This window comes from Burkholderia sp. Bp9143, from assembly GCF_003853645.1.
In the GTDB taxonomy this organism is placed as follows: Bacteria; Pseudomonadota; Gammaproteobacteria; order Burkholderiales; family Burkholderiaceae; genus Burkholderia.
In genome coordinates this window covers 158,768-182,675 of the sequence record NZ_QTPO01000002.1, presented here as the reverse complement: position 1 = coordinate 182,675, position 23,908 = coordinate 158,768, and the positions used below count along the sequence as shown (strand labels likewise).

The 23,908-nt window shown below is 67.8% G+C and carries 22 protein-coding genes; 19 read left to right on the top strand and 3 right to left on the bottom strand.

Features of this window, described 5'->3' with window-relative positions; all coding sequences use genetic code 11:
* Positions 1–37 precede the first annotated feature (37 nt).
* The 16 genes from DIE23_RS02285 (at position 38) to DIE23_RS02205 (ending at position 17,909) form a co-directional block, all read left to right on the top strand.
* Positions 38–2,128, top strand: a complete 2,091-nt coding sequence (locus tag DIE23_RS02285; protein WP_124610616.1) for an RNB domain-containing ribonuclease — start codon at positions 38–40, stop codon at positions 2,126–2,128.
* Positions 2,125–2,991 carry a shikimate dehydrogenase gene (gene aroE / locus DIE23_RS02280; protein ID WP_124610615.1) on the top strand — a complete coding sequence of 289 codons (867 nt, stop codon included), beginning with the start codon at positions 2,125–2,127 and terminating at the stop codon, positions 2,989–2,991. The genes DIE23_RS02285 and aroE overlap by 4 nt, the downstream gene beginning before the upstream one ends.
* A 14-nt stretch (positions 2,992–3,005) precedes the next feature.
* Positions 3,006–3,743, top strand: a complete 738-nt coding sequence (gene mtgA, locus DIE23_RS02275; protein WP_124610614.1) for a monofunctional biosynthetic peptidoglycan transglycosylase — start codon at positions 3,006–3,008, stop codon at positions 3,741–3,743.
* 426 nt (positions 3,744–4,169) lie between these two features.
* On the top strand, positions 4,170–5,780 hold the full coding sequence (locus tag DIE23_RS02270) for a S10 family peptidase (protein ID WP_124610613.1): 1,611 nt from the start codon (positions 4,170–4,172) through the stop codon (positions 5,778–5,780).
* An 84-nt stretch (positions 5,781–5,864) separates the two neighbouring features.
* Positions 5,865–6,269 (top strand): EF-hand domain-containing protein, encoded by a 405-nt coding sequence (locus DIE23_RS02265; protein WP_124610612.1) that lies wholly within the window; start codon positions 5,865–5,867, stop codon positions 6,267–6,269.
* 348 nt (positions 6,270–6,617) lie between these two features.
* Positions 6,618–7,517 carry an IclR family transcriptional regulator gene (locus DIE23_RS02255; RefSeq protein WP_098549804.1) on the top strand — a complete coding sequence of 300 codons (900 nt, stop codon included), beginning with the start codon at positions 6,618–6,620 and terminating at the stop codon, positions 7,515–7,517.
* Entirely contained in the window at positions 7,514–8,539 is a 1,026-nt protein-coding gene (locus DIE23_RS02250) for a 2-dehydro-3-deoxygalactonokinase (protein WP_124610610.1), read from the top strand. The genes DIE23_RS02255 and DIE23_RS02250 overlap by 4 nt, the downstream gene beginning before the upstream one ends.
* A gap of 22 nt (positions 8,540–8,561) precedes the next feature.
* On the top strand, positions 8,562–9,239 hold the full coding sequence (locus DIE23_RS02245; RefSeq protein ID WP_124610609.1) for a 2-dehydro-3-deoxy-6-phosphogalactonate aldolase: 678 nt from the start codon (positions 8,562–8,564) through the stop codon (positions 9,237–9,239).
* Positions 9,239–10,018 carry an SDR family oxidoreductase gene (locus tag DIE23_RS02240; protein WP_124610667.1) on the top strand — a complete coding sequence of 260 codons (780 nt, stop codon included), beginning with the start codon at positions 9,239–9,241 and terminating at the stop codon, positions 10,016–10,018. Before DIE23_RS02245 ends, DIE23_RS02240 begins: the two co-directional genes overlap by 1 nt.
* A 102-nt stretch (positions 10,019–10,120) precedes the next feature.
* Positions 10,121–11,116 carry an arabinose ABC transporter substrate-binding protein gene (locus tag DIE23_RS02235; protein WP_124610608.1) on the top strand — a complete coding sequence of 332 codons (996 nt, stop codon included), beginning with the start codon at positions 10,121–10,123 and terminating at the stop codon, positions 11,114–11,116.
* Positions 11,117–11,183: 67 nt separating this feature from the next.
* Positions 11,184–12,695 (top strand): L-arabinose ABC transporter ATP-binding protein AraG, encoded by a 1,512-nt coding sequence (araG, locus tag DIE23_RS02230; RefSeq protein ID WP_124610607.1) that lies wholly within the window; start codon positions 11,184–11,186, stop codon positions 12,693–12,695.
* A gap of 90 nt (positions 12,696–12,785) precedes the next feature.
* Positions 12,786–13,802, top strand: coding sequence for an L-arabinose ABC transporter permease AraH (gene araH, locus DIE23_RS02225; protein WP_124610606.1), 1,017 nt, complete (start codon positions 12,786–12,788; stop codon positions 13,800–13,802).
* 23 nt (positions 13,803–13,825) lie between these two features.
* Positions 13,826–14,641, top strand: coding sequence for an SDR family NAD(P)-dependent oxidoreductase (locus DIE23_RS02220; protein ID WP_124610605.1), 816 nt, complete (start codon positions 13,826–13,828; stop codon positions 14,639–14,641).
* Between the two features lie 74 nt (positions 14,642–14,715).
* Positions 14,716–15,777, top strand: a complete 1,062-nt coding sequence (locus tag DIE23_RS02215; protein ID WP_124610604.1) for an aldose 1-epimerase — start codon at positions 14,716–14,718, stop codon at positions 15,775–15,777.
* Positions 15,778–15,816: 39 nt separating this feature from the next.
* Complete coding sequence (gene pyrF, locus DIE23_RS02210; protein ID WP_011350899.1) at positions 15,817–16,644, top strand: orotidine-5'-phosphate decarboxylase; 828 nt, start codon at positions 15,817–15,819, stop codon at positions 16,642–16,644.
* 206 nt (positions 16,645–16,850) lie between these two features.
* The gene (locus tag DIE23_RS02205; protein WP_124610603.1) at positions 16,851–17,909 is read left to right on the top strand and encodes a haloacid dehalogenase-like hydrolase; all 1,059 of its coding nucleotides are present in this window, start codon (positions 16,851–16,853) and stop codon (positions 17,907–17,909) included.
* Positions 17,910–17,951: 42 nt separating this feature from the next.
* Here DIE23_RS02205 and DIE23_RS02200 read toward each other — a convergent pair whose 3' ends face one another.
* The 3 genes from DIE23_RS02200 to thiL are packed head-to-tail and all read right to left on the bottom strand — an operon-like array spanning position 17,952 to position 20,017.
* Positions 17,952–18,452, bottom strand: coding sequence for a CinA family protein (locus DIE23_RS02200; RefSeq protein ID WP_124610602.1), 501 nt, complete (start codon positions 18,450–18,452; stop codon positions 17,952–17,954).
* A gap of 31 nt (positions 18,453–18,483) precedes the next feature.
* Positions 18,484–19,029, bottom strand: a complete 546-nt coding sequence (locus DIE23_RS02195; protein WP_124610601.1) for a phosphatidylglycerophosphatase A — start codon at positions 19,027–19,029, stop codon at positions 18,484–18,486.
* Positions 19,019–20,017: a thiamine-phosphate kinase gene (thiL, locus tag DIE23_RS02190; protein ID WP_260435938.1), complete on the bottom strand. Its 999-nt coding sequence runs from the start codon at positions 20,015–20,017 to the stop codon at positions 19,019–19,021. The genes DIE23_RS02195 and thiL overlap by 11 nt, the downstream gene beginning before the upstream one ends.
* A 136-nt stretch (positions 20,018–20,153) precedes the next feature.
* Between thiL and DIE23_RS02185 the strand changes: the two genes are divergently transcribed.
* From DIE23_RS02185 to DIE23_RS02175, 3 genes are all read left to right on the top strand, one after another.
* Positions 20,154–22,499, top strand: coding sequence for an NADP-dependent malic enzyme (locus DIE23_RS02185; RefSeq protein WP_311767798.1), 2,346 nt, complete (start codon positions 20,154–20,156; stop codon positions 22,497–22,499).
* 378 nt (positions 22,500–22,877) lie between these two features.
* Positions 22,878–23,309, top strand: a complete 432-nt coding sequence (locus DIE23_RS02180; protein WP_124610598.1) for a ribonuclease domain-containing protein — start codon at positions 22,878–22,880, stop codon at positions 23,307–23,309.
* A 16-nt stretch (positions 23,310–23,325) separates the two neighbouring features.
* On the top strand, positions 23,326–23,886 hold the full coding sequence (locus DIE23_RS02175; protein ID WP_014898116.1) for a barstar family protein: 561 nt from the start codon (positions 23,326–23,328) through the stop codon (positions 23,884–23,886).
* The last annotated feature ends 22 nt before the right edge of the window (positions 23,887–23,908 follow it).

Below are 23,908 nucleotides of genomic sequence, written 5' to 3'. Positions count from 1 at the left end.
CCGATGTGGCGCCCGGCAGTCTGAACGAGAGTACTGAGTGAACGTTTTCTTCGAGGAATCGGGCAGTTTCAAGGCGGGCAGCGTGCTGTCGCGCCAGGGCGACGCGTTTCAGGTCGAGTTGCCCGGCGGGCGGCGGGCGAAGGTGCGCGCAAAAGACGTGCTGATCGAATTCGAGAAGCCGGCCGCGAGCGAGCTGATGCAGGAAGCCGATACGGCCGCGCAGCAGATCGACCTGGATTTCCTGTGGGAGTGCGCGCCGGCCGACGAATTCGCGTATACGGCGCTGGCCGCGGAATACTTCGGCGCGACCTACGGCCCGGTCGAGCGCGCGGCGCTGGTGCTGCGGCTGCACGGCTCGCCCGTCTACTTCCGCCGCAAGGGGCGCGGCCAGTACCAGCGCGCGCCGGAAGAGCAGCTCAAGATGGCGCTCGCGTCGCTCGAGCGCAAGCGCCAGCAGGCGCTCGTCCAGGCGCAGTATGAAGAGGAACTGAAGGCCGGCAAGCTGCCGGAAGCGTTCGCGGGCAAGGTGCTCGGGCTGCTGACGCGGCCGGACAAGAACGCGATCGAATACAAGGCGATGGAAGCGGCGGCCGGCGCGCGCGGCGTGTCGCCGGCGCGGCTGATGCTCGACTGCGGCGGCATCGCGTCGCCGCGTGCGCTGCACGAAGCGCGTTTCCTCGCGGAATTCTTCCCGCACGGCACGGGCTTCCCGGCCGTCACGGTCGGCCCGCTGCCGGACGACCTGCCGCGCGCGGACGTCCAGGCGTTCTCGATCGACGACATCACGACGACCGAAATCGACGACGCGTTCTCGGTCGAGCACCTGTCCGACGGTCGTGTGCGGATCGGCGTGCACATCGCGGCGCCGGCGCTCGGCATCGGGCGCGGCGATGCGGTCGACGCGATCGCGCGCGCGCGCCTGTCGACCGTCTACATGCCGGGCGACAAGATCACGATGCTGCCGGACGACGTCGTCGACGTGTTCACGCTGAAGGAAGGCGACTACCGCCCGGCGCTGTCGCTGTACATCATCGTCAACCGCGAGACGCAGGAGATCGTCGCGAACGAGACGCGGGCCGAACTGGTGTTCGTGAAGAACAACCTGCGCCACAACACGCTCGACGAACTCGTCAACGAAGAGACGCTCGCGGCCGGCACCGGCGACTACCCGCACAAGGATGACATCGCCGTGCTGTGGCCGCTCGCGCAGGCGTTGTTCGAGAAGCGCCAGGTCGCGCGCGCGGGCTATGGCCTGAAGCGCGAAGTGCAGCGCAACACCGACTACAACTTCTACGTCGAAGGCGAGCACGTGACGATCACGCCGCGTCGCCGCGGGTCGCCGCTCGACCTGATCGTGTCGGAGCTCGCGATCCTCGCGAACTCGACGTGGGGCGCGTTCCTGCACGATCACACGGTGCCCGGCATCTACCGCTCGCAGCGCGGCTTCGGCGCGCCGGGCCCGAAGCGCACGCGGATGCAGACGACGGCCGCGCCGCACGAAGGCCTCGGCGTCGCGCAGTACGCGTGGAGCACGTCGCCGCTGCGCCGCTACGTCGACCTCGTGAACCAGTGGCAGTTGCTCGCGTGCGTGCAGCACGGCGTCACCGCGAAGCTCGCCGCGCCGTTCAAGCCGAAGGACGCCGACCTGTACGCGGTCGTGCAGGGCTTCGACGACACCTATACCGCGTACGCCGACTACCAGCGCCGGATGGAGTACTTCTGGTGCCTGCGCTGGCTCGCGCAGGAGCAGAAGAGGCAGGTCGTCGCGAGCGTCGTGAAGGGCGATCTCGTGCGCCTCGAGGACATTCCGCTGCTGCTGCACGTGCCGGGGCTCGGCGTGCATGCGCGCGGCACGCGCGTGCTGCTCGACGTGATGTCGCTCGACGAGCTGACGATCGAGGCGTCGGTGCGACTGCTTAACGTGCTCGATGCGCCGACCGTGACGAGCGGCGAGGCGGCCGACGACGAAGACGAGACCGAAGGCGGCGACGACACGCTGGTCGATGCGGAAGACGCGTCGGCGGAAACCGAGGCCGAAGCACTGGCCGAAGCGGACGGCGTGGTAGTCGAAGGCGGCGAGGCCGCGAACGGCAACGGCCAGGAAAGCGAAGAGGGGCGCGCATCATGAACGCAGCCGCGTCGACGAGCGGCGCCGACCGCTACGTGGTGTTCGGCAACCCGGTGGCGCACAGCAAGTCGCCGTTCATCCACGCGCAGTTCGCGGCGCAGACGGGCGAGGCGATCGTCTATGAGCACCGGCTTGCGCCGGTCGACGGCTTCGAGGCCGCCGTGCGCGCGTTCATCGCCGAAGGCGGCCGCGGCGCGAATGTGACGGTACCGTTCAAGCTCGACGCGCATGCGCTCGCCGACACGCTGTCGCCGCGCGCGGCGGCGGCGGGCGCGGTGAACACGCTGCGCATCGAGGCCGACGGCAGCATCTACGGCGACAACACCGACGGCGTTGGCCTCGTGCGCGACATCGAATTGAATCTCGGCGTGTCGCTCGCGGGCGCGCGCATCCTGCTGCTCGGCGCGGGCGGCGCGGCGCGTGGCGTCGTGCTGCCGATGCTCGAGCGCGCGCCGCTGTCGATCACGATCGTGAACCGCACCGCGAGCAAGGCCGAGGCACTCGTCGGCCAGTTCACGCAGGCCGCGCACGATGCGGGCTGCGTGCTGTCGGGCGGCGGCCCGGAATGCGTGCGCGCCGAACCGTACGACGTGATCGTCAACGCGACGGCAGGCAGCCTCGATGCGGCGCTGCCGGAGTGCGACGCGGCCGCGTTCGGCGCGGGCACGCTCGCGTACGACATGATGTACGGCGCGCAGCCGACCGTGTTCATGCAGCATGCGGCGTCGCTCGGCGCGCGCACGGCCGACGGGCTCGGGATGCTGGTCGAGCAGGCGGCCGAATCGTTCTTCATCTGGCGCGGCGTGCGGCCGGACGGCGCACCGGTGCTGGCCGCGCTGCGTCAGGCGCTCGCGGCGGCCTGACCGGAGCGCGGCAGGTGGTGGCGGTAAGCGGCACGCAGCGCACGCGCACGGTCAGTCCGACCCGCTGGATCGTCTATGCGGGTTCGGTGTTCGCGGGCGCGTGGCTCGCGACGCAGCTGTTCTATCTCGCGCAGATCGCGCTGTGGTCGTTCATCAATCCCGGTTCGACCGCGTTCATGCGTACCGATGCGTGGTGGCTGTCGCGCGACAAGCCGCCCGCGCAGATCCAGCATCAGTGGGTGCCGTACGACCAGATCTCGCGCAACCTGAAGCGCGCGCTGATCGCGTCGGAGGATTCGACCTTCGCGACCAACAACGGCTACGATGTCGACGCGATCCTGCAGGCGTGGGAGAAGAACAAGGCGCGCGGCCGGATCGTCGCGGGCGGCTCGACGATCACGCAGCAACTCGCGCGCAACCTGTTCCTGTCACGCGAGAAGAGCTACATCCGCAAGGGGCAGGAACTGATCATCACGTGGATGCTCGAGACGGTGCTCGACAAGGAGCGGATCTTCGAGATCTACCTGAATTCGGTCGAATGGGGCCGCGGCGTGTACGGCGCCGAGGCCGCCGCCCGCTATTACTACAAGATTCCCGCGAGCCGGCTCGGCGCGTGGCAGTCGGCGCGCCTCGCGGTGATGCTGCCGAAGCCGCGCTGGTTCGACGCGCACCGCGGCTCGGCCTACCAGGCGCAGCGCGCGGCCGTCATTGCCCGCCGGATGGGCGCGGCCGAACTGCCGCAATCGCAGTGAGCGGCGCGCCCGCGCCGTTGCATTGTCCGTTCCGTCGCCGGCGCACCATTGGTGCGCTGCAGCGCATTCGTGTCGCCCGCATTTCGGGCCACATCCATTAGACGAATTCGTCTATTTCGCTTTGCTGAGCAATGCCCGTGGACACGGGATTTTGTTTGCCGATGTGGCACGAAATCCGCGTGGTTTTAGTGTTTGCGGGTAAGCGCGAAAGCCTCTGAAAGGCGACTGAAAATAGATGGTTCGAGAATCGAAGGATTCCTGAAAGGTGTGCGCTGCACCGGCCATCGATCAAATATTTCCAAATTTTTCAAAGCCGACCCGCTCGCGTATATTGGCCAGCGCCTTGGCTTATCGGCCGCAATCGAGGCGGGGGGCGGCTTACCCGGCTGCTCGACACAAAAAACATTCGAGAGAAGGAAAGCAACGATGCCAGCGAGCAAAGCGAAGCTGTTGTTGGGGGTTGTGTTCTCTTCGCTGATTCTGACGGCCTGCAACGACGACGTGACGTCGTCCTCGGCAGCAGGTACCGACAATTCAGCCGATCCCGCCGCTCAGGTGGACAGGCCGTACAACGATCCCAACAGTTATTCGTCGAGCGCGACCGCGTCGCTCGACGCGTCCGCCGGGGTCGAAAAGGCCGCCGTCACCCATCACCAGATCACACTGAACGGCAAGACGATTCGCTACACGGCCACCGCCGGCCACCTCGTCGCGCGCAATCCGCAGACGGGCGCGCCCGAAGCATCGTTCTTCTACGTCGCGTACACCGCCGACAACCAGCCCGCGGCGAAGCGGCCCGTCACGTTCCTGTACAACGGCGGCCCCGGTTCCGCATCGGTGTGGCTGCATCTCGGCTCGTTCGGTCCGAAGCGGGTCCAGACGGGCGACCCGAACGCGAACACGTCGACGTTCCCGTTCGTCGACAACGCGGAAAGCCTGCTCGATACGACCGACCTCGTGTTCGTCGATGCGATCGGCACCGGCTTCTCGGAGGCGATCGCGCCGAACACGAACCAGACATTCTGGGGCGTCGACCAGGACGGCGGCGCGTTCCGCGATTTCGTGACGCGCTACATCGCCGTGAACCAGCGCAACGATTCACCGAAGTACCTGTTCGGCGAGTCGTACGGCACGCCGCGCACCGACGTGCTCGCGAACCTGCTCGAGACGGCCGGCGTGAAGCTCGACGGCATCGTGCTGCAGTCGTCGATCCTGAACTACAACGCGAACTGCGACATGGCGAGCGACTATGTCGGCAACTCGAACAACGGGGCGAGTCCGGTGAGTTGCGCGGGCTTCGTGCCGTCCTACGGCACCGTCGGCGCGTATTACCAGCTCGACAATCCGAACCCGTCGAGCCTGCCGCAGTATGCGGACCAGATGCGCCTCCTGACGGCCGGCAGCTACGCGCCCGCCGTGAACGCGTATCTCGCGAGCCACACGCCGCCTCCGCCGACGCTCGTCACGACGATGGTGAATTCGACCGGCGTGAAGCAGTCGCTGTGGAATGCGGACTTCAACGTGGTCCCGACGTTCTTCGACAACAGCTTCCAGGTGTCGCTGATCCCGGGCACGCTGATCGGCCGCTACGACGCACGCGTGAACGTGCCGTCGTCGAGCCCGCTCGCCGCGGACGGCGACCCGTCGAGCACGTTCATCACGAAGCCGTTCACCGACACCATCGGCAGCTACCTGCCGAACGTGCTGAAGTACAGCGCGCAGACGGCGTATTCGGTCAGCAGCAATGCGATCCAGACCTGGGACTGGACACACGACGGCCTCGCGATGCCCGACACGATTCCCGATCTTGCGGCGGCGCTGACGCTGAATCCGTCGCTGAAGGTGCTGTCGCTGAACGGGTATCACGACATCGCGACGCCGTTCTACCAGACCGAGCTCGACCTCGCGCGGCTCGGCTCGCAACCGAACCTGACGATCAAGGACTATCAGGGTGGACACATGGTCTATCTCGACGATACGTCGCGTCCGCAGGAGAAGGCCGACCTCGTGACCTTCTACAACGCGGCCGCGCACTGATGCGATGTGCGGGCCTGGCGACGCGCGCCTATGGTGGCGCCGTTCGCCGGCCGTCGACGACCTCATTCCAGACTGGAGCCTGATATGAAGAAACGTTTCATCGTCGTTGCCGCGGCGCTTGCATGCGCCGGAGTTGCAGCATTCGCATCGGTATCCGCGTTCGCGCAGGCGAGCGACGCCGCCACCCCGGCGCGTGCACGACAGGCGCAGCTCGGCGATCCGTACGTGCCGCCGGCCGCACGCAAGCCGACCGCCGGCACGCAGACGACGGGCGCCGCGCTGCACGCGCAGGTGGTGCGCAAGCTCGCGCGGCAGTTCGGCGCGGCCGACACGCAGAACACCGGTTCGATCACCGAAGCACAGGCGCGCGCGGCCGGCCTCGGCTATGTCGCGAACCACTTCCGGCAGATCGATTCGAGCGGTAGCGGACGCGTCTCGTTTTCCGACGTGCAGCGCTACATGCAGGCGCGCAGCACGAACCAACAGTAAGCGCGGCGCGCGTGGATAACGGGGGCGGAACCCGCGACGCGTCGGGTTCCGCCCCCGTGCGCATGGGGCCGCCGTTTCGCGACGAATCACGCGACCTTTGCCTGTTTATCTCATTATCTGGACAACGCATTCAAATATTGGAGACGAGTGCGTGCGCTCCTACAATCCGAAGCACATCGACAGCTTCGGACCCACGCACCGCGCGGCGCCCGACGCACACGGAGACACATTCCATGAAGTTCGCCGGGCGCTTTCCTCGGTGCATCGACCGCCGCGTTGCCGCGACGCCCGACCTCGTTCCGGCCTCGCGACAGCGGCTTCACCGATTCCGTTGAAGAAGCCTGTTCCATGACCAAGATGCCCGATTCCCTTGCTCTCGACGCCCGGCGCGCGACGCCGGACGATGCGCCGCTGACCGACAGCATCGGCGCGACCAGCACGCCGCTCGACCTCGCCGCGCAGCAGGCCGGCACGCAGACGCTGTTGCGCGGTCTCGCGATCCTCGAAGCGATCGCGAACGGCGCGCGCGACATGCGTGCGATCGGCGCGGCGCTCGGCACGACGCGCAGCACGACGCACCGTCTCGTCAGCAGCCTCGTGCAGGCGCGCTACCTGCGCCAGGTGCAGGGCGGCTACCTGCTCGGCCCGAAGTTGATCGAGCTCGGCACGATCGCGCTCGAGCAGATGCCGCTCACGGCGGTCGCGCGGCCGCACCTCGAAGCGCTCGCGGAAGCAACGCTCGACACGATCCACCTCGGCGTGCGCGATGGCGACGACGTGCTGTACATCGACAAGATTCCCGGCACGCGCGGCCTCGAGATGCGTTCGCGTGTCGGTCACCGGATGCCGCTCGCATCGACCGGCATCGGCAAGGCGATGATGCTCGACCTCGATCCGGACCTGTGGCGCTCGCTGTTCGAAGCCGCGCGGCGTGCACTGGCCGGCGTCAATTTCAAGCCGGACAACCGGCCCGAGACGAGCGCGTTCCTGCAGCGCATGGCGCATTACGCGGCCGGCGGCTACACGTTCGACCTCGAGGAAAACGAAGCGTCGATCCGCTGCGTGGCCGCGCCGATCCGCGACGCGTCGGGCGCGATCGTCGCGGCCGTATCGGTCGCGAGCACGATTCCGTACATGCCGCACGACCGGATGGACGAACTGATTCCGCTCGTGCAGCGCGAAGCGCGAGCCATTTCCGCGGAACTGGGCTGGAGCCCGCCGCAGGGTACCCGCAGGATCAAACGATGACCAATTCGACCCGGACCGCTCCGGACGCCAACTCCGCCGCCCCGTCGCTGATCGCGCTCGACTGGGGCACGACGTCGCTGCGCGCATATCTGTTCGACGCGCACGGCGCGCTGCTCGACACGCGCAGCCGCGCGGCGGGCGTGATGCACGTGCCGGCCGGCGGCGCGCGTGCGTTCGACGTCGTGTTCGAGGAAGCGTGCGGCGACTGGCTCGACCGTGTGCCGGGCGTGCCGGTGCTGGCGGCCGGGATGGTCGGCAGCGCGCAGGGCTGGCGCGAGGCGCCGTACGTCGCGGTGCCGGCCGGCGCCGACGCGCTCGTCGCGGGCCTCGTCACGGTGACGACGGCGCGCGGCACGACGGTGTCGATCGTGCCGGGCGTGATCGCGACGGGCGAATTGCCCGATGTGATGCGCGGCGAGGAAACGCAGATATTCGGCGCACTCGCGAACGATCCCTTGCTTGACGCAGATCGTTCAGGGGTACTGATCGGCTTGCCGGGCACGCATGCGAAATGGGCATGGGTGAAGGACGGGCTCATCGAGCGCTTCCAGACCTTCATGACGGGCGAGCTGTTCGCGGCGCTGCGCGATCACACGATCCTCGGCCGCACGATGCGCGCGAGCGCGTCGCCCGACCGCGCGGCGTTCGCGCGCGGCGTCGCGGTGGCCCGCGGCGCGCAGCGCGCGGGGCTGCTCGCGACGATCTTCAGCACGCGCACGCTCGGCCTGACCGACCGGCTCGCACCCGACGCGCAGGGCGACTACCTGTCCGGGCTGCTGATCGGCCATGAGCTCAATGCGCTCGACGCGATGCTCGCGGAGCGCGGTGTCGCGCTCGCGAACCAGCCGCTGCTGCTGATCGGCGACGACGGATTGTGCGCGCGCTACGTCGACGCGTTGAGCGTGTTCGGCTGCACGCATGCACGCGTCGCCGCACAGGCGACCGAGCGCGGCTTGTGGTGGATTGCGTCGCGTGCCGGACTCGTGCGCGCGGACGGCGAGCCCGTCTGCGCCGACCAATGAACCGATCGAAGAGGAACCGCTGATGTCGTCCGACCTTACGCTGCCCGCGCCGTACACGCCGCACGCCGCACTGATGCGCGCGTTCGACGCGTGCCCGCTGATCGCGATCATGCGTGGCATCACGCCCGCCGAAGTCGCCGACCACGGCCTTGCGCTGCATGAAGCCGGCTTCCGGATCGTCGAGGTGCCGCTCAACTCGCCCGATCCGTTCGACAGCATCGCGGCGCTGCGCCGTGCGCTGCCCGACGACATGATCGTCGGCGCGGGCACCGTGCTGCGTGCCGAATTTGTCGACCGCGTGCAGGACGCCGGCGGCACGCTGATCGTGATGCCGCACAGCGACGCGGCCGTGATCCGGCGTGCGCGCGAGTGCGGGCTCGCGAGCGCACCGGGCGTCGCGACGCCGACCGAGGCGTTCGCCGCGCTCGCGAACGGCGCCGACGTGTTGAAGATGTTCCCGGCCGAGCAGATCGGCATCCCCGTCGTGAAGGCGTGGCGCGCGGTGATCGACCGCGCGGTGCCGCTGATTCCGGTCGGCGGGATTGCGCCGGACAACATGCAGCCGTTCCTCGCAGCCGGTGCCAATGGCTTCGGCCTTGGTTCGGCGCTGTACCGGTCCGGTCAGTCGGCGGAAGCGACCGCGGCGAACGCGCGCGCGTTCCAGGCCGGCCTGCGCGCGGCGCGCGGCGGAGTCGCATGATGGGGCGCCTCGCGGGCAAGGTCGCGATGGTGACGGGTGCGGGCCGCGGGATCGGCGCCGCGATCGCGCGGGCGTTCGCGCGCGAAGGCGCGGCCGTCGCGCTCGTCGACCTCGACTTCCCGCAAGCGCAGCGCACGACTGCGGCGATCGCCGACGACATCGACGGTGCGCGCGTGCTCGCGCTGCACGCGGACGTCGCGCGGCAGGACTCGGTGCGCGACGCGCTCGCGCGGACCGAAGCCGCATTCGGCCCGCTCGACGTGCTGGTGAACAACGCCGGCATCAACGTGTTCGCCGATCCGCTGACGATGACGGACGACGACTGGCGCCGCTGCTTCGCGGTCGACCTCGACGGCGTGTGGCACGGCTGCCGCGCGGCGCTGCCGGGAATGGTCGAACGCGGCCGCGGCAGCATCGTGAACATCGCGTCGACGCATGCGTTCCGGATCATCCCGGGCTGCTTTCCGTACCCGGTCGCGAAACACGGCGTGCTGGGCCTCACACGTGCGCTCGGCATCGAATACGCGGCGCGCAACGTGCGCGTGAACGCGATCGCGCCCGGCTACATCGAGACGCAGCTCACGCGCGACTGGTGGGATGCGCAGGCCGACCCGGCCGCGGCACGCGCCGAGACGCTCGCGCTGCAGCCGATGAAGCGAATCGGCAAACCGGAGGAGGTCGCGATGACGGCCGTGTTCCTCGCCTCCGACGAGGCGCCGTTCATCAATGCCGCGTGCATCACCGTCGACGGCGGGCGCGCGGCGCTGTATCACGACTGACGCAACGATTCGAAAGACCGCACGTGCGACGGCCGCGCGCACGCTGCGTCGAAACCAACAAGCGGCTGGTTCCTATTCGATGAAGACAAGGAGACACTGGAGATGAAACGCAGAACGTTCGTAACGCTGGCCGCCGCGGCCGCGGTGGTGATGGGTAGCCCGGTTGCGCACGCGGCCGATCCGGTCAAGATCGGCTTCCTCGTGAAGCAGCCCGAAGAGCCGTGGTTCCAGGACGAATGGAAGTTCGCCGAGATGGCCGCGAAGGACAAGGGCTTCACGCTCGTGAAGATCGGCGCGCCGTCGGGCGAGAAGGTGATGAGCGCGATCGACAACCTGTCCGCGCAGAAGGCGCAGGGCTTCATCATCTGCACGCCCGACGTGAAGCTCGGGCCGGGCATCGTCGCGAAGGCGAAGTCGCACAACCTGAAGATGATGACGGTCGACGATCGCCTCGTCGACGGCGCCGGCAAGCCGATCGAGTCGGTGCCGCACATGGGGATCTCCGCGTACAACATCGGCAAGCAGGTCGGCGACGGCATCGCGGCCGAGATCAAGAAGCGCGGCTGGAACATGAAGGACGTCGGCGCGATCGACATCACGTACGAGCAGCTGCCGACCGCGCACGACCGCACGAGCGGCGCGACCGACGCGCTGGTTGCCGCCGGCTTCCCGAAGGCGAACGTGATCGCGGCGCCACAGGCGAAGACCGATACCGAGAACGCATTCAACGCGGCGAACATCGCGCTCACGAAGAACCCGCAGTTCAAGCACTGGGTCGCCTACGGCCTGAACGACGAGGCCGTGCTCGGCGCGGTGCGCGCGGCCGAAGGGCGCGGCTTCAAGGCGGACAACATGATCGGCATCGGCATCGGCGGGTCCGATTCGGCGCTGAACGAGTTCAAGAAGCCGCAGCCGACGGGTTTCTACGGCACCGTGATCATCAGCCCGAAGCGCCACGGCGAGGAAACCTCCGAGCTGATGTATACGTGGATCACGCAGGGCAAGGCGCCGGCGCCGCTCACGCTGACCACCGGCATGCTCGCGACGCGCGACAACGTGTCGAAGGTGCGCGACGAGATGGGGCTCGCCTCGAAGTAAGCGGCCCGCCGGCTGCCGCGGCGATGCGGCGGCCGGCGGTCGATCGAATTGGAAGTGGGGAGACGACGTGTCAGCGGCACTGCGTTTTGACAATATCGGCAAGGTATTTCCCGGCGTGCGCGCACTCGACGGCATCTCGTTCGACGTGCACGCGGGCGAGGTGCATGGCCTGATGGGCGAGAACGGCGCGGGCAAGTCGACGCTGCTGAAGATTCTCGGCGGCGAATACCAGCCCGATGCGGGCAGCGTGCTGGTCGACGGCCAGCCCGTGCATTTCTCGAGTGCGGCTGCGTCGATCGCGGCCGGCATTGCAGTGATTCACCAGGAACTGCAGTACGTGCCCGACCTGACGGTCGCGGAGAACCTGCTGCTCGGCCGCCTGCCGAATGCGCTCGGCTGGGTGAGAAAGGGCGAGGCGAAGCGCCACGTGCGCGAGCGGCTCGCCGCGATGGGCGTCGATCTGGATCCCGACGCGAAGCTCGGGCGGCTGTCGATCGCGCAGCGGCAGATGGTCGAGATCTGCAAGGCGCTGATGCGCAATGCGCGCGTGATCGCGCTCGACGAACCGACGAGCTCGCTGTCGCATCGCGAGACCGAGGTGCTGTTCAAGCTCGTCGACGACCTGCGTGCGCAGGGCCGCGCGCTGATCTACATCTCGCACCGGATGGACGAGATCTACCGGCTGTGCGATGCGTGCACGATTTTCCGCGACGGGCGCAAGATCGCATCGCACGAAGCGCTCGCCGACGTGCCGCGCGAACGGCTGGTCGCCGAGATGGTCGGGCGCGAGATCGCTGATATTTACCATTACGCGCCGCGCGCGCTCGGCGACGTGCGGTTGTCCGCCGAAGGCGTCGACGGCCCGGCGCTGCGCGAACCGGCGAGCTTCTCGGTGCGCGCGGGCGAGATCGTCGGCTTCTTCGGCCTCGTCGGCGCCGGGCGCAGCGAACTGATGCGGCTCGTCTACGGTGCCGACCGCCGGCGCGCGGGCGTGCTGACGCTCGACGGCAAGCGCATCGACGTGAAGCGCACCGGCGACGCGATCCGTCACGGCATCGTGCTGTGCCCGGAGGACCGCAAGGAAGAGGGGATCATCGCGATGGCGTCGGTCGCGGAGAACATCAACATCAGCTGCCGCCGTCATTCGCTGCGCGCGGGGCTCTTCATCGATCGCAAGACCGAAAGCGCAACGGCCGACCGCTTCATCCAGCGGCTGAAGATCAAGACGCCGAACCGGCGCCAGAAGATCCGCTTCCTGTCGGGCGGCAACCAGCAGAAGGCGATCCTGTCGCGCTGGCTCGCGGAGCCCGACCTGAAGGTCGTGATCCTCGACGAGCCGACGCGCGGGATCGACGTCGGCGCGAAGCACGAGATCTACGACGTGATCTACCGGCTCGCGGAACGCGGCTGCGCGATCGTGATGGTGTCGTCGGAACTGCCGGAAGTGCTCGGCGTGTCCGATCGCATCGTCGTGATGCGAGAAGGCCGCATCGCGGGCGAGTTGCCGCGCGAGCAGGCGAACGAGCATGCGGTGCTGAGCCTCGCGCTGCCGCAGACGAGCGTCGTCGAGGCGGCCTGACGCGGTTTCAGGTCGCCGCGGGCGATGCACGATATTCGAATCGATTACGCGCGGCGCGGGCCGCGCGATGCAGGAGCAGGAGACACAACCATGCAAGTCCGGGAAAACCTCGCCAGCGCAGCCGTGAAGCCGTCGGCCGACGCGCTGGTTCCACAGCAGAGCGACCGCCAGAAGTGGTGGCAGCACCTCACCGAATACAGCCTGATCGCGATCTTCGCGGTGATGTTCGTGACGATGTCTCTGACGGTCGATCACTTCTTCTCGATCGACAACATGCTCGGCCTCGCGCTGTCGATCTCGCAGATCGGGATGGTCGCGTGCACGATGATGTTCTGTCTGGCGTCGCGCGACTTCGACCTGTCGATCGGCTCGACCGTCGCGTTCTCCGGCGTGCTGTGCGCGATGGTGCTGAACGCGACCGACAACACGTTCGTCGCGATCGTCGCGGCGGTCGCGGCCGGTGCGGCGATCGGCTTCGTGAATGGCGCGGTGATCGCGTACCTGCGCATCAACGCGCTGATCACGACGCTCGCGACGATGGAAATCGTGCGCGGGCTCGGCTTCATCGTGTCGAAGGGGCAGGCGGTCGGCGTGTCGTCGGATACGTTCATCGCGCTCGGCGGGTTGTCGCTGTTCGGCGTGTCGCTGCCGATCTGGGTCACGCTGCTGTGCTTCATCGTGTTCGGCGTGCTGCTGAACCAGACCGTGTACGGCCGCAACACGCTCGCGATCGGCGGCAACCCCGAGGCGTCGCGTCTCGCGGGGATCAACGTCGAACGCACGCGCGTGTACATCTTCCTGATCCAGGGCGCGGTGACGGCGCTCGCCGGCGTGATCCTCGCGTCGCGCATCACGTCGGGCCAGCCGAACGCCGCGCAGGGCTTCGAGCTGAACGTGATCTCCGCGTGCGTGCTCGGCGGCGTGTCGCTGATGGGCGGCCGCGCGACGATCTCGGGCGTCGTGATCGGCGTGCTGATCATGGGCACCGTCGAGAACGTGATGAACCTGCTGAACATCGACGCGTTCTACCAGTACCTCGTGCGCGGCGCGATCCTGCTCGCGGCGGTATTGCTCGACCAGCTGAAGAACCGCGGCGTACGCGACTGACCGATTCCACGGAGACGATTCGCATGACCATCGAAACTTCCGCGCTGGATCCGCGCGCCGCGAGCGACGCGCGCTATGCGCGCTACCCGAGCCTCGAGGATCGCGCGGTGCTGATCACGGGCGGCGCGACCGGCATCGGCGCGGCGTTCGTCGAGCACTTCGCGCGGCAGGGCGCGCGCGTGGCGTTCGTCGATCTCGACGCGCAGGCGGGCCAGGCGCTCGCGGAAAGTCTCGCGCAGTTGCCGGACGTACGCCACGCGCCGCTGTTCATCCCGTGCGACCTGACCGACATCGACGCGCTGCGCCATGCGATCGACGCGATCCGCGCACGCATCGGCGCGATCGCGGTGCTCGTGAACAATGCGGCGAACGACACGCGCCACGCGATCGGCGACGTGACACCCGCGTCGTTCGACGCGGGCATCGCGGTGAACCTGCGCCACCAGTTCTTCGCCGCGCAGGCGGTGATCGACGACATGAAGCAGCGCGGCGGCGGCGCGATCATCAATCTCGGCTCGATCAGCTGGATGCTGAAGAACGGCGGCTATCCCGTCTACGTGATGGCGAAGGCGGCCGTGCAGGGGCTCACGCGCGGGCTCGCGCGCGATCTCGGCCCGTTCGGAATCCGCGTGAATTCGCTGGTGCCCGGTTGGGTGATGACCGACAAGCAGCGCAGGCTGTGGCTCGACGACGCGGGCCGCGCGGCGATCAAGGCCGGCCAGTGCATCGACGCCGAGCTGCTGCCGGACGATCTCGCCCGGATGGCGCTGTTCCTCGCGGCCGACGACAGCCGGATGATCACCGCGCAGGACGTGGTGGTCGACGGCGGCTGGGCCTGATTGCCGGTGTTCGAGTTCGCGCGACACCGCGCGACGACCCGTATCGTTTCATCGACGAAGGAAAGGAGCTCACCATGACCGCCACGTCCTCGCACGCATCGTCGTCCACGAGCCAGTCGCGCCGCGCACGCCTGGCTGCCGCCGCTCAGCCGGTCAGCGCCGGCCCGCAGACCGCCGCGTTCGCGCAGGGCGTCGGCGCCGCGCATGCGGAGACCGTCACGTTGTCGAACGCGTCGCTGCGGCTCGACGTGCTGCCGCACCTCGGTGGCGGCATCGCGCGCTTCGACTGGCGCGGCGACCACGGCGCGCTGGTGCCGGTGTTCCGTCGTTGCGAGCACCCGGAAACGGCGACGGACCCGAACGCGCTCGCGTGCTATCCGCTGCTGCCGTACTCGAACCGGATCGGCAACGGCCGCTTCGAATGCGACGGGCGCAGCGTCGCGGTGCCGCGCAACCGTCGCGACGAGCCGCTGCCGATTCACGGCGACGGCTGGCTTGCGCCGTGGCAGGTGGACGATGCGACCGACACGACGCTGCAGCTGTCGCTCGATCGCGCGAGCGGCGCGCCTTACGCGTTTCGCGCGATCCAGTCGTTCGCGCTCGAGGACACGACGCTGTCGATCGCGCTGACGATCGAGAATGCGGGGCGCGCCAGGCTGCCGTTCGGGCTCGGCGTGCATCCGTTCGTGGTGCGCGACGACGCGACCGAGCTGGCGGCGGCGGCCGGCGGCCTGTGGCTGTCGGGCGCCGATTTTCTGCCAGTGCGGCACGTGAGCGTGCCGCCGGCCTGGCAGTTCGGCGTCGCGTATCCGTTGCCGGCGACGCTCGTCAATCATGCGTTCACCGGCTGGGGCGGCCACGCGACGGTGAGCTGGCCGCGCCGCGGGCTGTTGCTGACGGTCGCGGCCGACGCCGATGCATACGTGCTCTATACGCCGCCCGGCGAGGATTTCTTCTGCTTCGAGCCGGTCGATCATCCGATCAATGCGGTGAACCTGCCGGGCGGTGCGGCCGCGCACGGCATGACGTTGCTCGCGCCGGGCGAGCGGCTCACGCGGCGTTTCGCGTTCACCGTCGAGCGGGCCGATGCACGCGTCGACGCGGCCGCGCGCGAAGGACGCCGGCGACGCGGGTAAAATACGCGGTCTACCAACGGTTTGCCGCGAGTATCCGCCATGTCTTCCCCGCTTACTTTCATCGAATCGCTGCGCGCCGCGTGGCAGCGCACGAATTCGCTGCTGTGCGTCGGCCTCGATCCCGAGCCGTCGCGCTTTCCCGTGCAGTTCGACGGCCAGCCCGACGCGATCTTCGAATTCTGCCGGCAGATCGTCGACGCGACCGCGCAGTATGCGAGCGCGTTCAAGCCGCAGATCGCGTACTTCGCCGCGCATCGCGCGGAAGATCAGCTCGAGCGCCTGATCGCGCATATCCACCTCCAGCATCCGGGCCTGCCCGTGATCCTCGACGCGAAGCGCGGCGACATCGGCAGCACGGCCGAGCAGTATGCGCGCGAAGCGTTCGAACGCTATCGCGCGGACGCGGTCACCGTGAACCCGTACATGGGCTACGACTCGGTCGAGCCGTACTTCGAGCATGAAGGCAAGGGCGTGATCGTGCTGTGCCGCACGTCGAATCCGGGCGGCTCGGATCTGCAGTTCCTCGACACGAACGGCCGGCCGCTGTACCAGGTCGTGGCCGACCTCGCGGCGAACAAGTGGAACGCGAAGAACGGCCAACTCGGCCTCGTGGTCGGCGCCACGTTCCCCAAGGAAATCGAGATCGTGCGCGGGATCGTCGGCGACATGCCGCTGTTGATCCCCGGCATCGGCGCGCAGGGCGGCGACGTGCAGGCGACCGTCAACGCGGGCCGCACCGCCGACGGCACCGGAATGATGATCAACTCGTCGCGCGCGATCCTGTACGCGAGCAAGGGCGAGGATTTTGCCGAAGCCGCGGCGCTCGCCGCGCAGAAGACGCGCGATACGATCAACGCGCATCGCTGAGATATCGCTGAAACGCACGCCGCCCGTCTGGGCGGCCTCTTGCTGCGTCCCGCGCCTGCGTGCCGCGCAGCTTTTCCGGCGCTAGCCGCTCTGGCGCACGCGAACAACTTCCCGTCGCTTCCGCACCGCATGTCCGCGCGTCAATCGCGCGATGCTGCCGCTTGTCATCGATCCGTAATCAAAATGTCAAGAAAGGGAGCGACGCCATGCCCAAGCTGTCCCGACGTCTTCTGAGCGCGCTTGCCGCGTCGTTGTGCATGTCGTTCGCCCACGCGGCGGACCTGGCGCACTGGCCGGCGGACAGTGCGAAGACACTGAACGCGATGATCGCCGCGCACGCGCATCGCGGCGACTACGCGGTGTTCGACGCCGACAACACGACCTATCGCTACGACCTCGAGGAATCGCTGCTGCCGTATCTGGAGAACCACGGCGTGCTCACGCGCGATTCGCTCGATCCGTCGCTGAAGCTGATCCCGTTCAAGGATTCCGCCGACTACAGGGAATCGCTGACGAGCTACTACTACCGGCTCTGCGAGATCGACGACCTCGTCTGCTACCCGTGGATCGCGCAGGCGTTCGCGGGGCTGTCGCTTGCCGATCTGAAGCGCCACGTCGACGCGATGCTGGCCGACGGCAAGCCGGTGCCGATCCGCTACTGGCAGGGCGACAAGGTCGTCGACGGCGCGGCGAACCCGCCGCGCTTCTTCCGCGGCATGCAGGAGCTGTACAACGCGCTGCGCGAGAACGGGATCGAGGTCTACGTGATGACGGCCGCGCACGAGGAGCTCGCGCGGCTCGTGCTGTCGGATCCGAAATACGGCTACAACGTGAAGCCGCAGAACGTGATCGGCGTGACGACGCTGCTGCGCAACCCGGCGACGGGCGCGCTGACCACGTCGCGGCTGCAGATCAAGGCCGGCAAGTACGACGAGGCCGCGAACCGCGACCTCGTGATCACGCCATTCCTGATGAACCCGATGACGTGGTACGAGGGCAAGCTGGGCTCGATCGCCGGCTGGATCGACCAGTGGAAAAAGCCGGTGCTCGTCGCGGGCGACACGCCGAAATCCGACGGCTACATGTTGCTGAACGCGACCGACGTCGCGCGCGGCGGCGTGCGCGTATGGGTGAACAAGAAAGACAAGCAGATGGCGCAGATCCGCGCGTGGTCGGACGAATCGGCTGCGCAGCAGAAGGCGCTCGGCCTGCCGGTCACGGCGGACAAGAACTGGATCGTCGTGAAGCCCGACGCGATCCAGTAGGCGCGCAGGGGCGCCGGCCGCCGCTGCCGTTGCGCCGGCGAATCAGCGTTCGCGCTCGTCAAGCAGCTTCAGCAGCCCGCGCAGCGCATGCGCGGCCGCCTGCGTGCGGATCCGCTCGCGGTCGCCCTTGAACACGAGGGTCTCGACGTCGGTATGCAGCCGGTTGCTCCACCCGAACGACACGGTGCCGACCGGCTTCTTCTCGCTGCCGCCCGCCGGGCCGGCGATACCGGTGACGGACAGCGCGACCTGAGCGCGGCTGTTGCGCAGCGCGCCTTCGGCCATCGCGCGCGCGACCGGCTCGCTGACGGCGCCGTGTTTCTCGATCAGATCGGGCGGCACGCCGATCATCTCGATCTTGGCCTGGTTCGAGTAGGTGACGAAGCCGCGCTCGAACCACTGGCTGCTGCCGGAGATGTCGGTGATCGCGGCGGCGATCATGCCGCCCGTGCAGGATTCGGCGGTGGCGAGCGACAGGTGCTCGTCACGCAGCTTGTTGCCTGCGCGGATCGCAAGCTGATGGACGACGGAATCGGTTGGCATGCGCGTCGGGAAGCGGGAGTCGGGAAGTGGGTCAGCCGACGACGGAGCGCCAGAAGGCGATCACGAGCAGCGTCATGAACGCGGCGATCAGGTCGTCGACCATGATGCCGAGCCCGCCTTTCACGCGACGGTCGAAATAGCGGATCGGCGGTGGCTTGAGCATGTCGAAGACGCGGAACACGACGAACGCCCACAACTGGCCGATGAAGGTCGCGGGCGTGACGAACAGCATCACGAGCCAGATCGCGACGATTTCGTCCCAGACGACGGCGCCCGGATCGGACGTGTGCATCTTCCTCGCGGTGAAACCGGTGATCCACGTGCCCGCCGCGAAACCGATCGCGATCAGCGCCCACCATTCGGGCACCGTCAGGTAGCGGTTGAGCACGACGAACGTGAGCCAGCCGAACAGCGTGCCGAACGTGCCGGGCATGAACGGCGCGAGCCCGCTGCCGAAGCCGAGCGACACGATGTGCGCCGGGTGCGACAGCATGAAGCGCGCGGTGGCGCGCCGCGGCACGTTCCGGGCGGCGCCGGGCGCGGCCGCGGATTGCTCGGTCGTCGGGTCAGTCTGCATGGAAGTGGTCGAAACCGTGCAACGTGAGAGTCAGGGGCGCGCCGGCGGCGTCGCGCCACGCGATCGCGGGCGGCTCCGACGGCGAGGACAGCGCGTGTATTGTACCGATTCGCGTGACCCGAACGCCGGCGCTCGCGCCGGCTGCCTCGACCGCCGCGCGGGCCGCGGCCGGCGCGGTGAAGCACAGTTCGTAGTCGTCGCCGCCGGCCAGCGTGCAGCGTCGCTGCACGTCGGGCGGCAGTGTCGCGAGGGCGGCCGAGCGCGGCACCGCGTCGGCGTCGATGTCGGCGCGCACGTTCGAGCGGGCCAGGATGTGCCGCAGGTCGCCGGCGAGGCCGTCCGAGATGTCGAGCGCCGCATGCGCGACGCCCGCGAGCGCGAGCCCGAGCGCGATGCGCGGTTCCGGGCGCTCGAGCGCCTGACGGAACGCGGCGGCTTCGGCCGTGCCGGCGGCCCATTCGCCGCGCGCGACCCCGAGCCCGGCGCGGGCGTCGCCGAGCGTGCCGGATACCCACACGTCGTCGCCGTCGCGCGCGGCATCGCGCCGCAGCGCCGCATCCGGCGCGACCTCGCCGAACACGGTCACGCACAGGTTCAGCGGCCCGCTCGTCGTGTCGCCGCCGATCAGCTCGCAGCCGAACCGCTCGGCGAGCGCGAACAGCCCGTTGCTGAACGCCTCGAGCCACGCCGCGTCGGCGCGCGGCAGCGCGCACGCGAGCGTGAACGCGCGCGGCTCGGCACCCATCGCTGCGAGATCCGACAGGTTGACCGCGAGCGTCTTGTGGCCGAGCGCGTCGGGCGCGACATCGGGGAAGAAATGGCGGCCTTCGACGAGCATGTCGGTCGAAATGGCGAGCAATTTGCCTGATCGCGGCGCGATCAGCGCACAATCGTCGCCGATGCCGAGCGTCGACGCACGCGCCCCCCGGGCCGCGCGGCGCGCGAAGAAGCGATCGATCAGCGAAAACTCGGACAGGGCGGCTGGCACGGCGGACGGACCCGGAAGCGGTGAAAGGAACGGCATTGTACGCAGCGAACGGCGCCGTTCCTGCACCGTTCAGCCCATTTTTGTCGCGGCTGTTGCACCCGAATCACCGGTCTGGCGGCCTTCGATTGGCGCTACAATGCCGTCGAACAGTTATTCTAATCCGCCCGCCAAGAGACACATGTCGACCCAAGCCTCCTCCAAAGCCAAGCTCCGCGAAGCCGCTCTCGACTATCACGAGTTCCCGACGCCCGGGAAGGTCGCGATCGCCCCGACCAAGCAGATGATCAACCAGCGCGACCTCGCGCTCGCGTATTCGCCGGGTGTCGCGTATGCGTGCGAGGAGATCGTCGAGAACCCGCTGAACGCCGCGCGCTTCACCGCGCGCAGCAACCTGGTCGGCGTCGTCACGAACGGCACGGCGGTGCTCGGGCTCGGCAATATCGGCCCGCTCGCGTCGAAGCCGGTGATGGAAGGCAAGGCGGTACTGTTCAAGAAGTTCGCCGGCATCGACGTGTTCGACATCGAGCTGAACGAGTCGGACCCGCACAAGCTGGTCGACGTGATCGCCGCGCTGGAGCCGACCTTCGGCGGGATCAACCTGGAAGACATCAAGGCGCCGGACTGCTTCATCGTCGAGCGTGAAGCGCGCAAGCGGATGAAGATTCCGGTGTTCCACGACGACCAGCACGGCACCGCGATCGTCGTGGCCGCGGCCGTCACGAACGGCCTGAAGGTCGTCGGCAAGGACATCAAGAAGGTGAAGCTCGTCGCGTCGGGCGCGGGTGCGGCCGCGCTGGCGTGCCTGGACCTGCTGGTCGACATCGGCCTGCCGCTCGAGAACATCACGGTGACCGACCTGGCCGGCGTGGTCTACAAGGGTCGTGCCGAGCTGATGGATCCGGACAAGGAGCGTTTCGCCCGCGAAACCGAAGCCCGCACGCTGGCCGAGGTGATCGACGGCGCGGACATCTTCCTCGGCCTGTCGGCTGCCGGCGTGCTGAAGCAGGACATGGTGAAGGGCATGGCCGAGCGCCCGCTGATCCTCGCTCTCGCGAACCCGACGCCGGAAATCCTGCCGGAACTCGCGCTCGAAGTGCGCCCGGACGCCGTGCTGGCCACTGGCCGCACCGACTACCCGAACCAGGTCAACAACGTCCTGTGCTTCCCGTTCATCTTCCGCGGCGCGCTGGACGTCGGCGCGACGACGATCACGCGTGAAATGGAGATCGCGGCCGTCAACGCGATCGCCGAACTCGCACAGCACGAGCAGAGCGACATCGTCGCGACCGCATACGGGATCCAGGACCTGTCGTTCGGGCCCGAATACCTGATTCCGAAACCGTTCGATCCGCGCCTGATCGTCAAGATCGCGCCGGCCGTCGCGCAGGCCGCGATGGACGGCGGCGTCGCGACGCGCCCGATCGAGGACATGGAGGCGTACCGCGTTCACCTCCAGCAGTTCGTGTACCACAGCGGCACGACGATGAAGCCGATCTTCCAGATCGCGCGCGCCGCGTCGGAAGAGAAGAAGCGCGTCGTGTTCGCGGAAGGCGAGGAAGAGCGCGTGCTGCGCGCCGTTCAGATCATCGTCGACGAAAAGCTCGCGAAGCCGATCCTGATCGGCCGTCCGTCGGTGATCGAGCACCGTATCCAGCGCTACGGCCTGCGCCTCACGCCGGGCACCGACTTCACGGTCGTCAACACCGAGCACGACGAGCGCTACCGCGACTTCTGGCAGACGTACTACAAGATGATGGCGCGCAAGGGCATCAGCGAGCAGCTGGCCCGTGTCGAGATGCGCCGCCGCACGACGCTGATCGGCTCGATGCTGGTGAAGAAGGGCGAAGCGGACGGGATGATCTGCGGCACGATCAGCACCACGCACCGCCACCTGCACTTCATCGACCAGGTGATCGGCAAGCGCGCGGGCTGCAGCGTGTACGCGGCGATGAACGGCCTCGTGCTGCCGGGCCGCCAGATCTTCCTGGTCGACACGCACGTGAACGTCGATCCGACCCCGGAGCAACTCGCCGAGATCACGATCATGGCGGCGGAAGAAGTGCGCCGCTTCGGCATCGAACCGAAGGTCGCGCTGCTGTCGCACTCGAATTTCGGCACGAGCAACGCACCTTCGGCGAAGAAGATGCGCGATACGCTCGCGATCCTGCAGGAACGTGCGCCGGAGCTGAAGGTCGACGGCGAAATGCACGGCGACGTCGCGCTCGACGCGGCGCTGCGCAAGGAAATCCTGCCGGAATCGACGCTGGAAGGCGACGCGAACCTGCTGATCCTGCCAAACATCGACGCCGCGAACATCGCGTACAACCTGCTGAAGACGGCCGCCGGCAACAACATCGCGATCGGGCCGATCCTGCTGGGCGCGGCTCAGCCGGTGCACGTGCTGACCGAATCGGCGACCGTTCGCCGCATCGTCAACATGGCGGCGCTGCTGGTCGCCGACGTGAACGCCGCCGCGCGCTGAGCCGGAACGAACGCGCGGTGCCGGTCGAACCGGTTGCCGCACGTCGGGCGAAATTGTAAACAAAAGCAAAAAGAGGCGTGCCCGCAATGGGCACGCCGCGGGTAGGGCGCAAACGCGCTTCCCATAAGCAACAGCAGCATCTCTCCACTCCGGGTAGCGAGCGTGGCAAGGAGGCAGTGTCTTGCCATGCGAGAGATGCCGCCAATATTTTATCTCATGCAAGATAAATGTAGTCTTATTTGGGTAAAAAATGCGCGATTCCGTGCGACGCCAGCCTTTCGGTTCCCAAACGAACATTGATTCGCGCGGACAATAGCGCTACGCTAACGCCTTTGGTTGGTCGTCAACTACTTGATTTAACAGCGGGAACCCTGGTTCATGGCACGCAAGTGGCTCCGCAACGGCGCGCTCGCGTCCGTCTTCGCGATGTTCGCGATGGGTATCGTCGGTACACCGACGGGCAGTCTGGTTTCCGCCGCTTACGCACGGCAGGCCGTTTCGGCCGATCTGGCCGTCGGCGGGGTCGATACGATCCCGACCGGCCGTCTGCCGCGCGAGGCCGTGACCACGCTTGGCCTGATCGGCGCCGGTGGCCCCTATCCGTACGAGAAAGACGGCGTCGTCTTCGGCAACCGCGAGCGGATCCTGCCGAAGGCGAAGCGCGGCTACTACCACGAGTACACGGTGCCGACGCCGCGCGCACGCAATCGCGGCGCGCGCCGGATCGTCTGTGGCGGGCCATTGCGCAGGATCGACAACTGTTATTACACGGACGACCACTACAACAGTTTTAAACGTATTGTTGAATGACTTCGGGATGAACGGCATGAGCGACTCCATCTACGCGCACGATACGGCGGCGGCGGAACTGTTCGCGGCCGGCGACGGCAATCTGTTTCAGCGCGTGATCCAGCTTCACGCGGCGGCACAGGCCGGCGGCGCGCCGGAGCAACAGGAAGCCGACGGGCTTTCATCGAACGAGGAGCCTATGAGCCTTTTCACGACCGTGCGACCCAATCTCGTGCAGTCGATCCGCGCGTTCCGCGTGCAGGATCTCGCCGACGAAGCCGGTCGGCTCGGCCAGCATTTCCTGTACGCGTATTGCGGTGCCGCGCAGTCGAAGCAGGAAGTGATGGAGACGATCGCGACGTCGTTCCTGTTTCCGAAGCATTTCGGGAAGAACTACGACGCGCTGTACGACTGCCTGACCGACCTCGTCGCGAAGGCCGGCGCGCAGCCCGGTTTCGTGATCGTGCTCGAAGGGCTGCCGATCGCGCAGAAATTCGACAAGGAAGGGCGCGAGACGCTGCTCGACGTGTTCCGCGAAGCCGCCGAGTTCTGGGCCGAGCGCAAGGTCGCGTTTCGCGTGTTCTATTCGTTCGCGTAACGCGCGAACCCGCCGGCCGCCT

Excerpts from the sequence above, each read along its gene's own strand:
- DIE23_RS02180 (WP_124610598.1), top strand. The coding sequence starts at position 22,878 with ATGGCACGCAAGTGGCTCCGCAACGGCGCGCTCGCGTCCGTCTTCGCG.
- aroE (WP_124610615.1), top strand. The coding sequence starts at position 2,125 with ATGAACGCAGCCGCGTCGACGAGCGGCGCCGACCGCTACGTGGTGTTC.
- DIE23_RS02235 (WP_124610608.1), top strand. The coding sequence starts at position 10,121 with ATGAAACGCAGAACGTTCGTAACGCTGGCCGCCGCGGCCGCGGTGGTG.
- araH (WP_124610606.1), top strand. The coding sequence starts at position 12,786 with ATGCAAGTCCGGGAAAACCTCGCCAGCGCAGCCGTGAAGCCGTCGGCC.
- DIE23_RS02245 (WP_124610609.1), top strand. The coding sequence starts at position 8,562 with ATGTCGTCCGACCTTACGCTGCCCGCGCCGTACACGCCGCACGCCGCA.
- DIE23_RS02240 (WP_124610667.1), top strand. The coding sequence starts at position 9,239 with ATGGGGCGCCTCGCGGGCAAGGTCGCGATGGTGACGGGTGCGGGCCGC.
- DIE23_RS02270 (WP_124610613.1), top strand. The coding sequence starts at position 4,170 with ATGCCAGCGAGCAAAGCGAAGCTGTTGTTGGGGGTTGTGTTCTCTTCG.
- DIE23_RS02200 (WP_124610602.1), bottom strand. The coding sequence starts at position 18,452 with ATGCCAACCGATTCCGTCGTCCATCAGCTTGCGATCCGCGCAGGCAAC.
- DIE23_RS02215 (WP_124610604.1), top strand. The coding sequence starts at position 14,716 with ATGACCGCCACGTCCTCGCACGCATCGTCGTCCACGAGCCAGTCGCGC.
- DIE23_RS02175 (WP_014898116.1), top strand. The coding sequence starts at position 23,326 with ATGAGCGACTCCATCTACGCGCACGATACGGCGGCGGCGGAACTGTTC.
- DIE23_RS02255 (WP_098549804.1), top strand. The coding sequence starts at position 6,618 with ATGACCAAGATGCCCGATTCCCTTGCTCTCGACGCCCGGCGCGCGACG.
- DIE23_RS02220 (WP_124610605.1), top strand. The coding sequence starts at position 13,826 with ATGACCATCGAAACTTCCGCGCTGGATCCGCGCGCCGCGAGCGACGCG.
- DIE23_RS02250 (WP_124610610.1), top strand. The coding sequence starts at position 7,514 with ATGACCAATTCGACCCGGACCGCTCCGGACGCCAACTCCGCCGCCCCG.
- DIE23_RS02265 (WP_124610612.1), top strand. The coding sequence starts at position 5,865 with ATGAAGAAACGTTTCATCGTCGTTGCCGCGGCGCTTGCATGCGCCGGA.
- DIE23_RS02195 (WP_124610601.1), bottom strand. The coding sequence starts at position 19,029 with ATGCAGACTGACCCGACGACCGAGCAATCCGCGGCCGCGCCCGGCGCC.
- DIE23_RS02205 (WP_124610603.1), top strand. The coding sequence starts at position 16,851 with ATGCCCAAGCTGTCCCGACGTCTTCTGAGCGCGCTTGCCGCGTCGTTG.
- DIE23_RS02185 (WP_311767798.1), top strand. The coding sequence starts at position 20,154 with ATGCCGTCGAACAGTTATTCTAATCCGCCCGCCAAGAGACACATGTCG.
- pyrF (WP_011350899.1), top strand. The coding sequence starts at position 15,817 with ATGTCTTCCCCGCTTACTTTCATCGAATCGCTGCGCGCCGCGTGGCAG.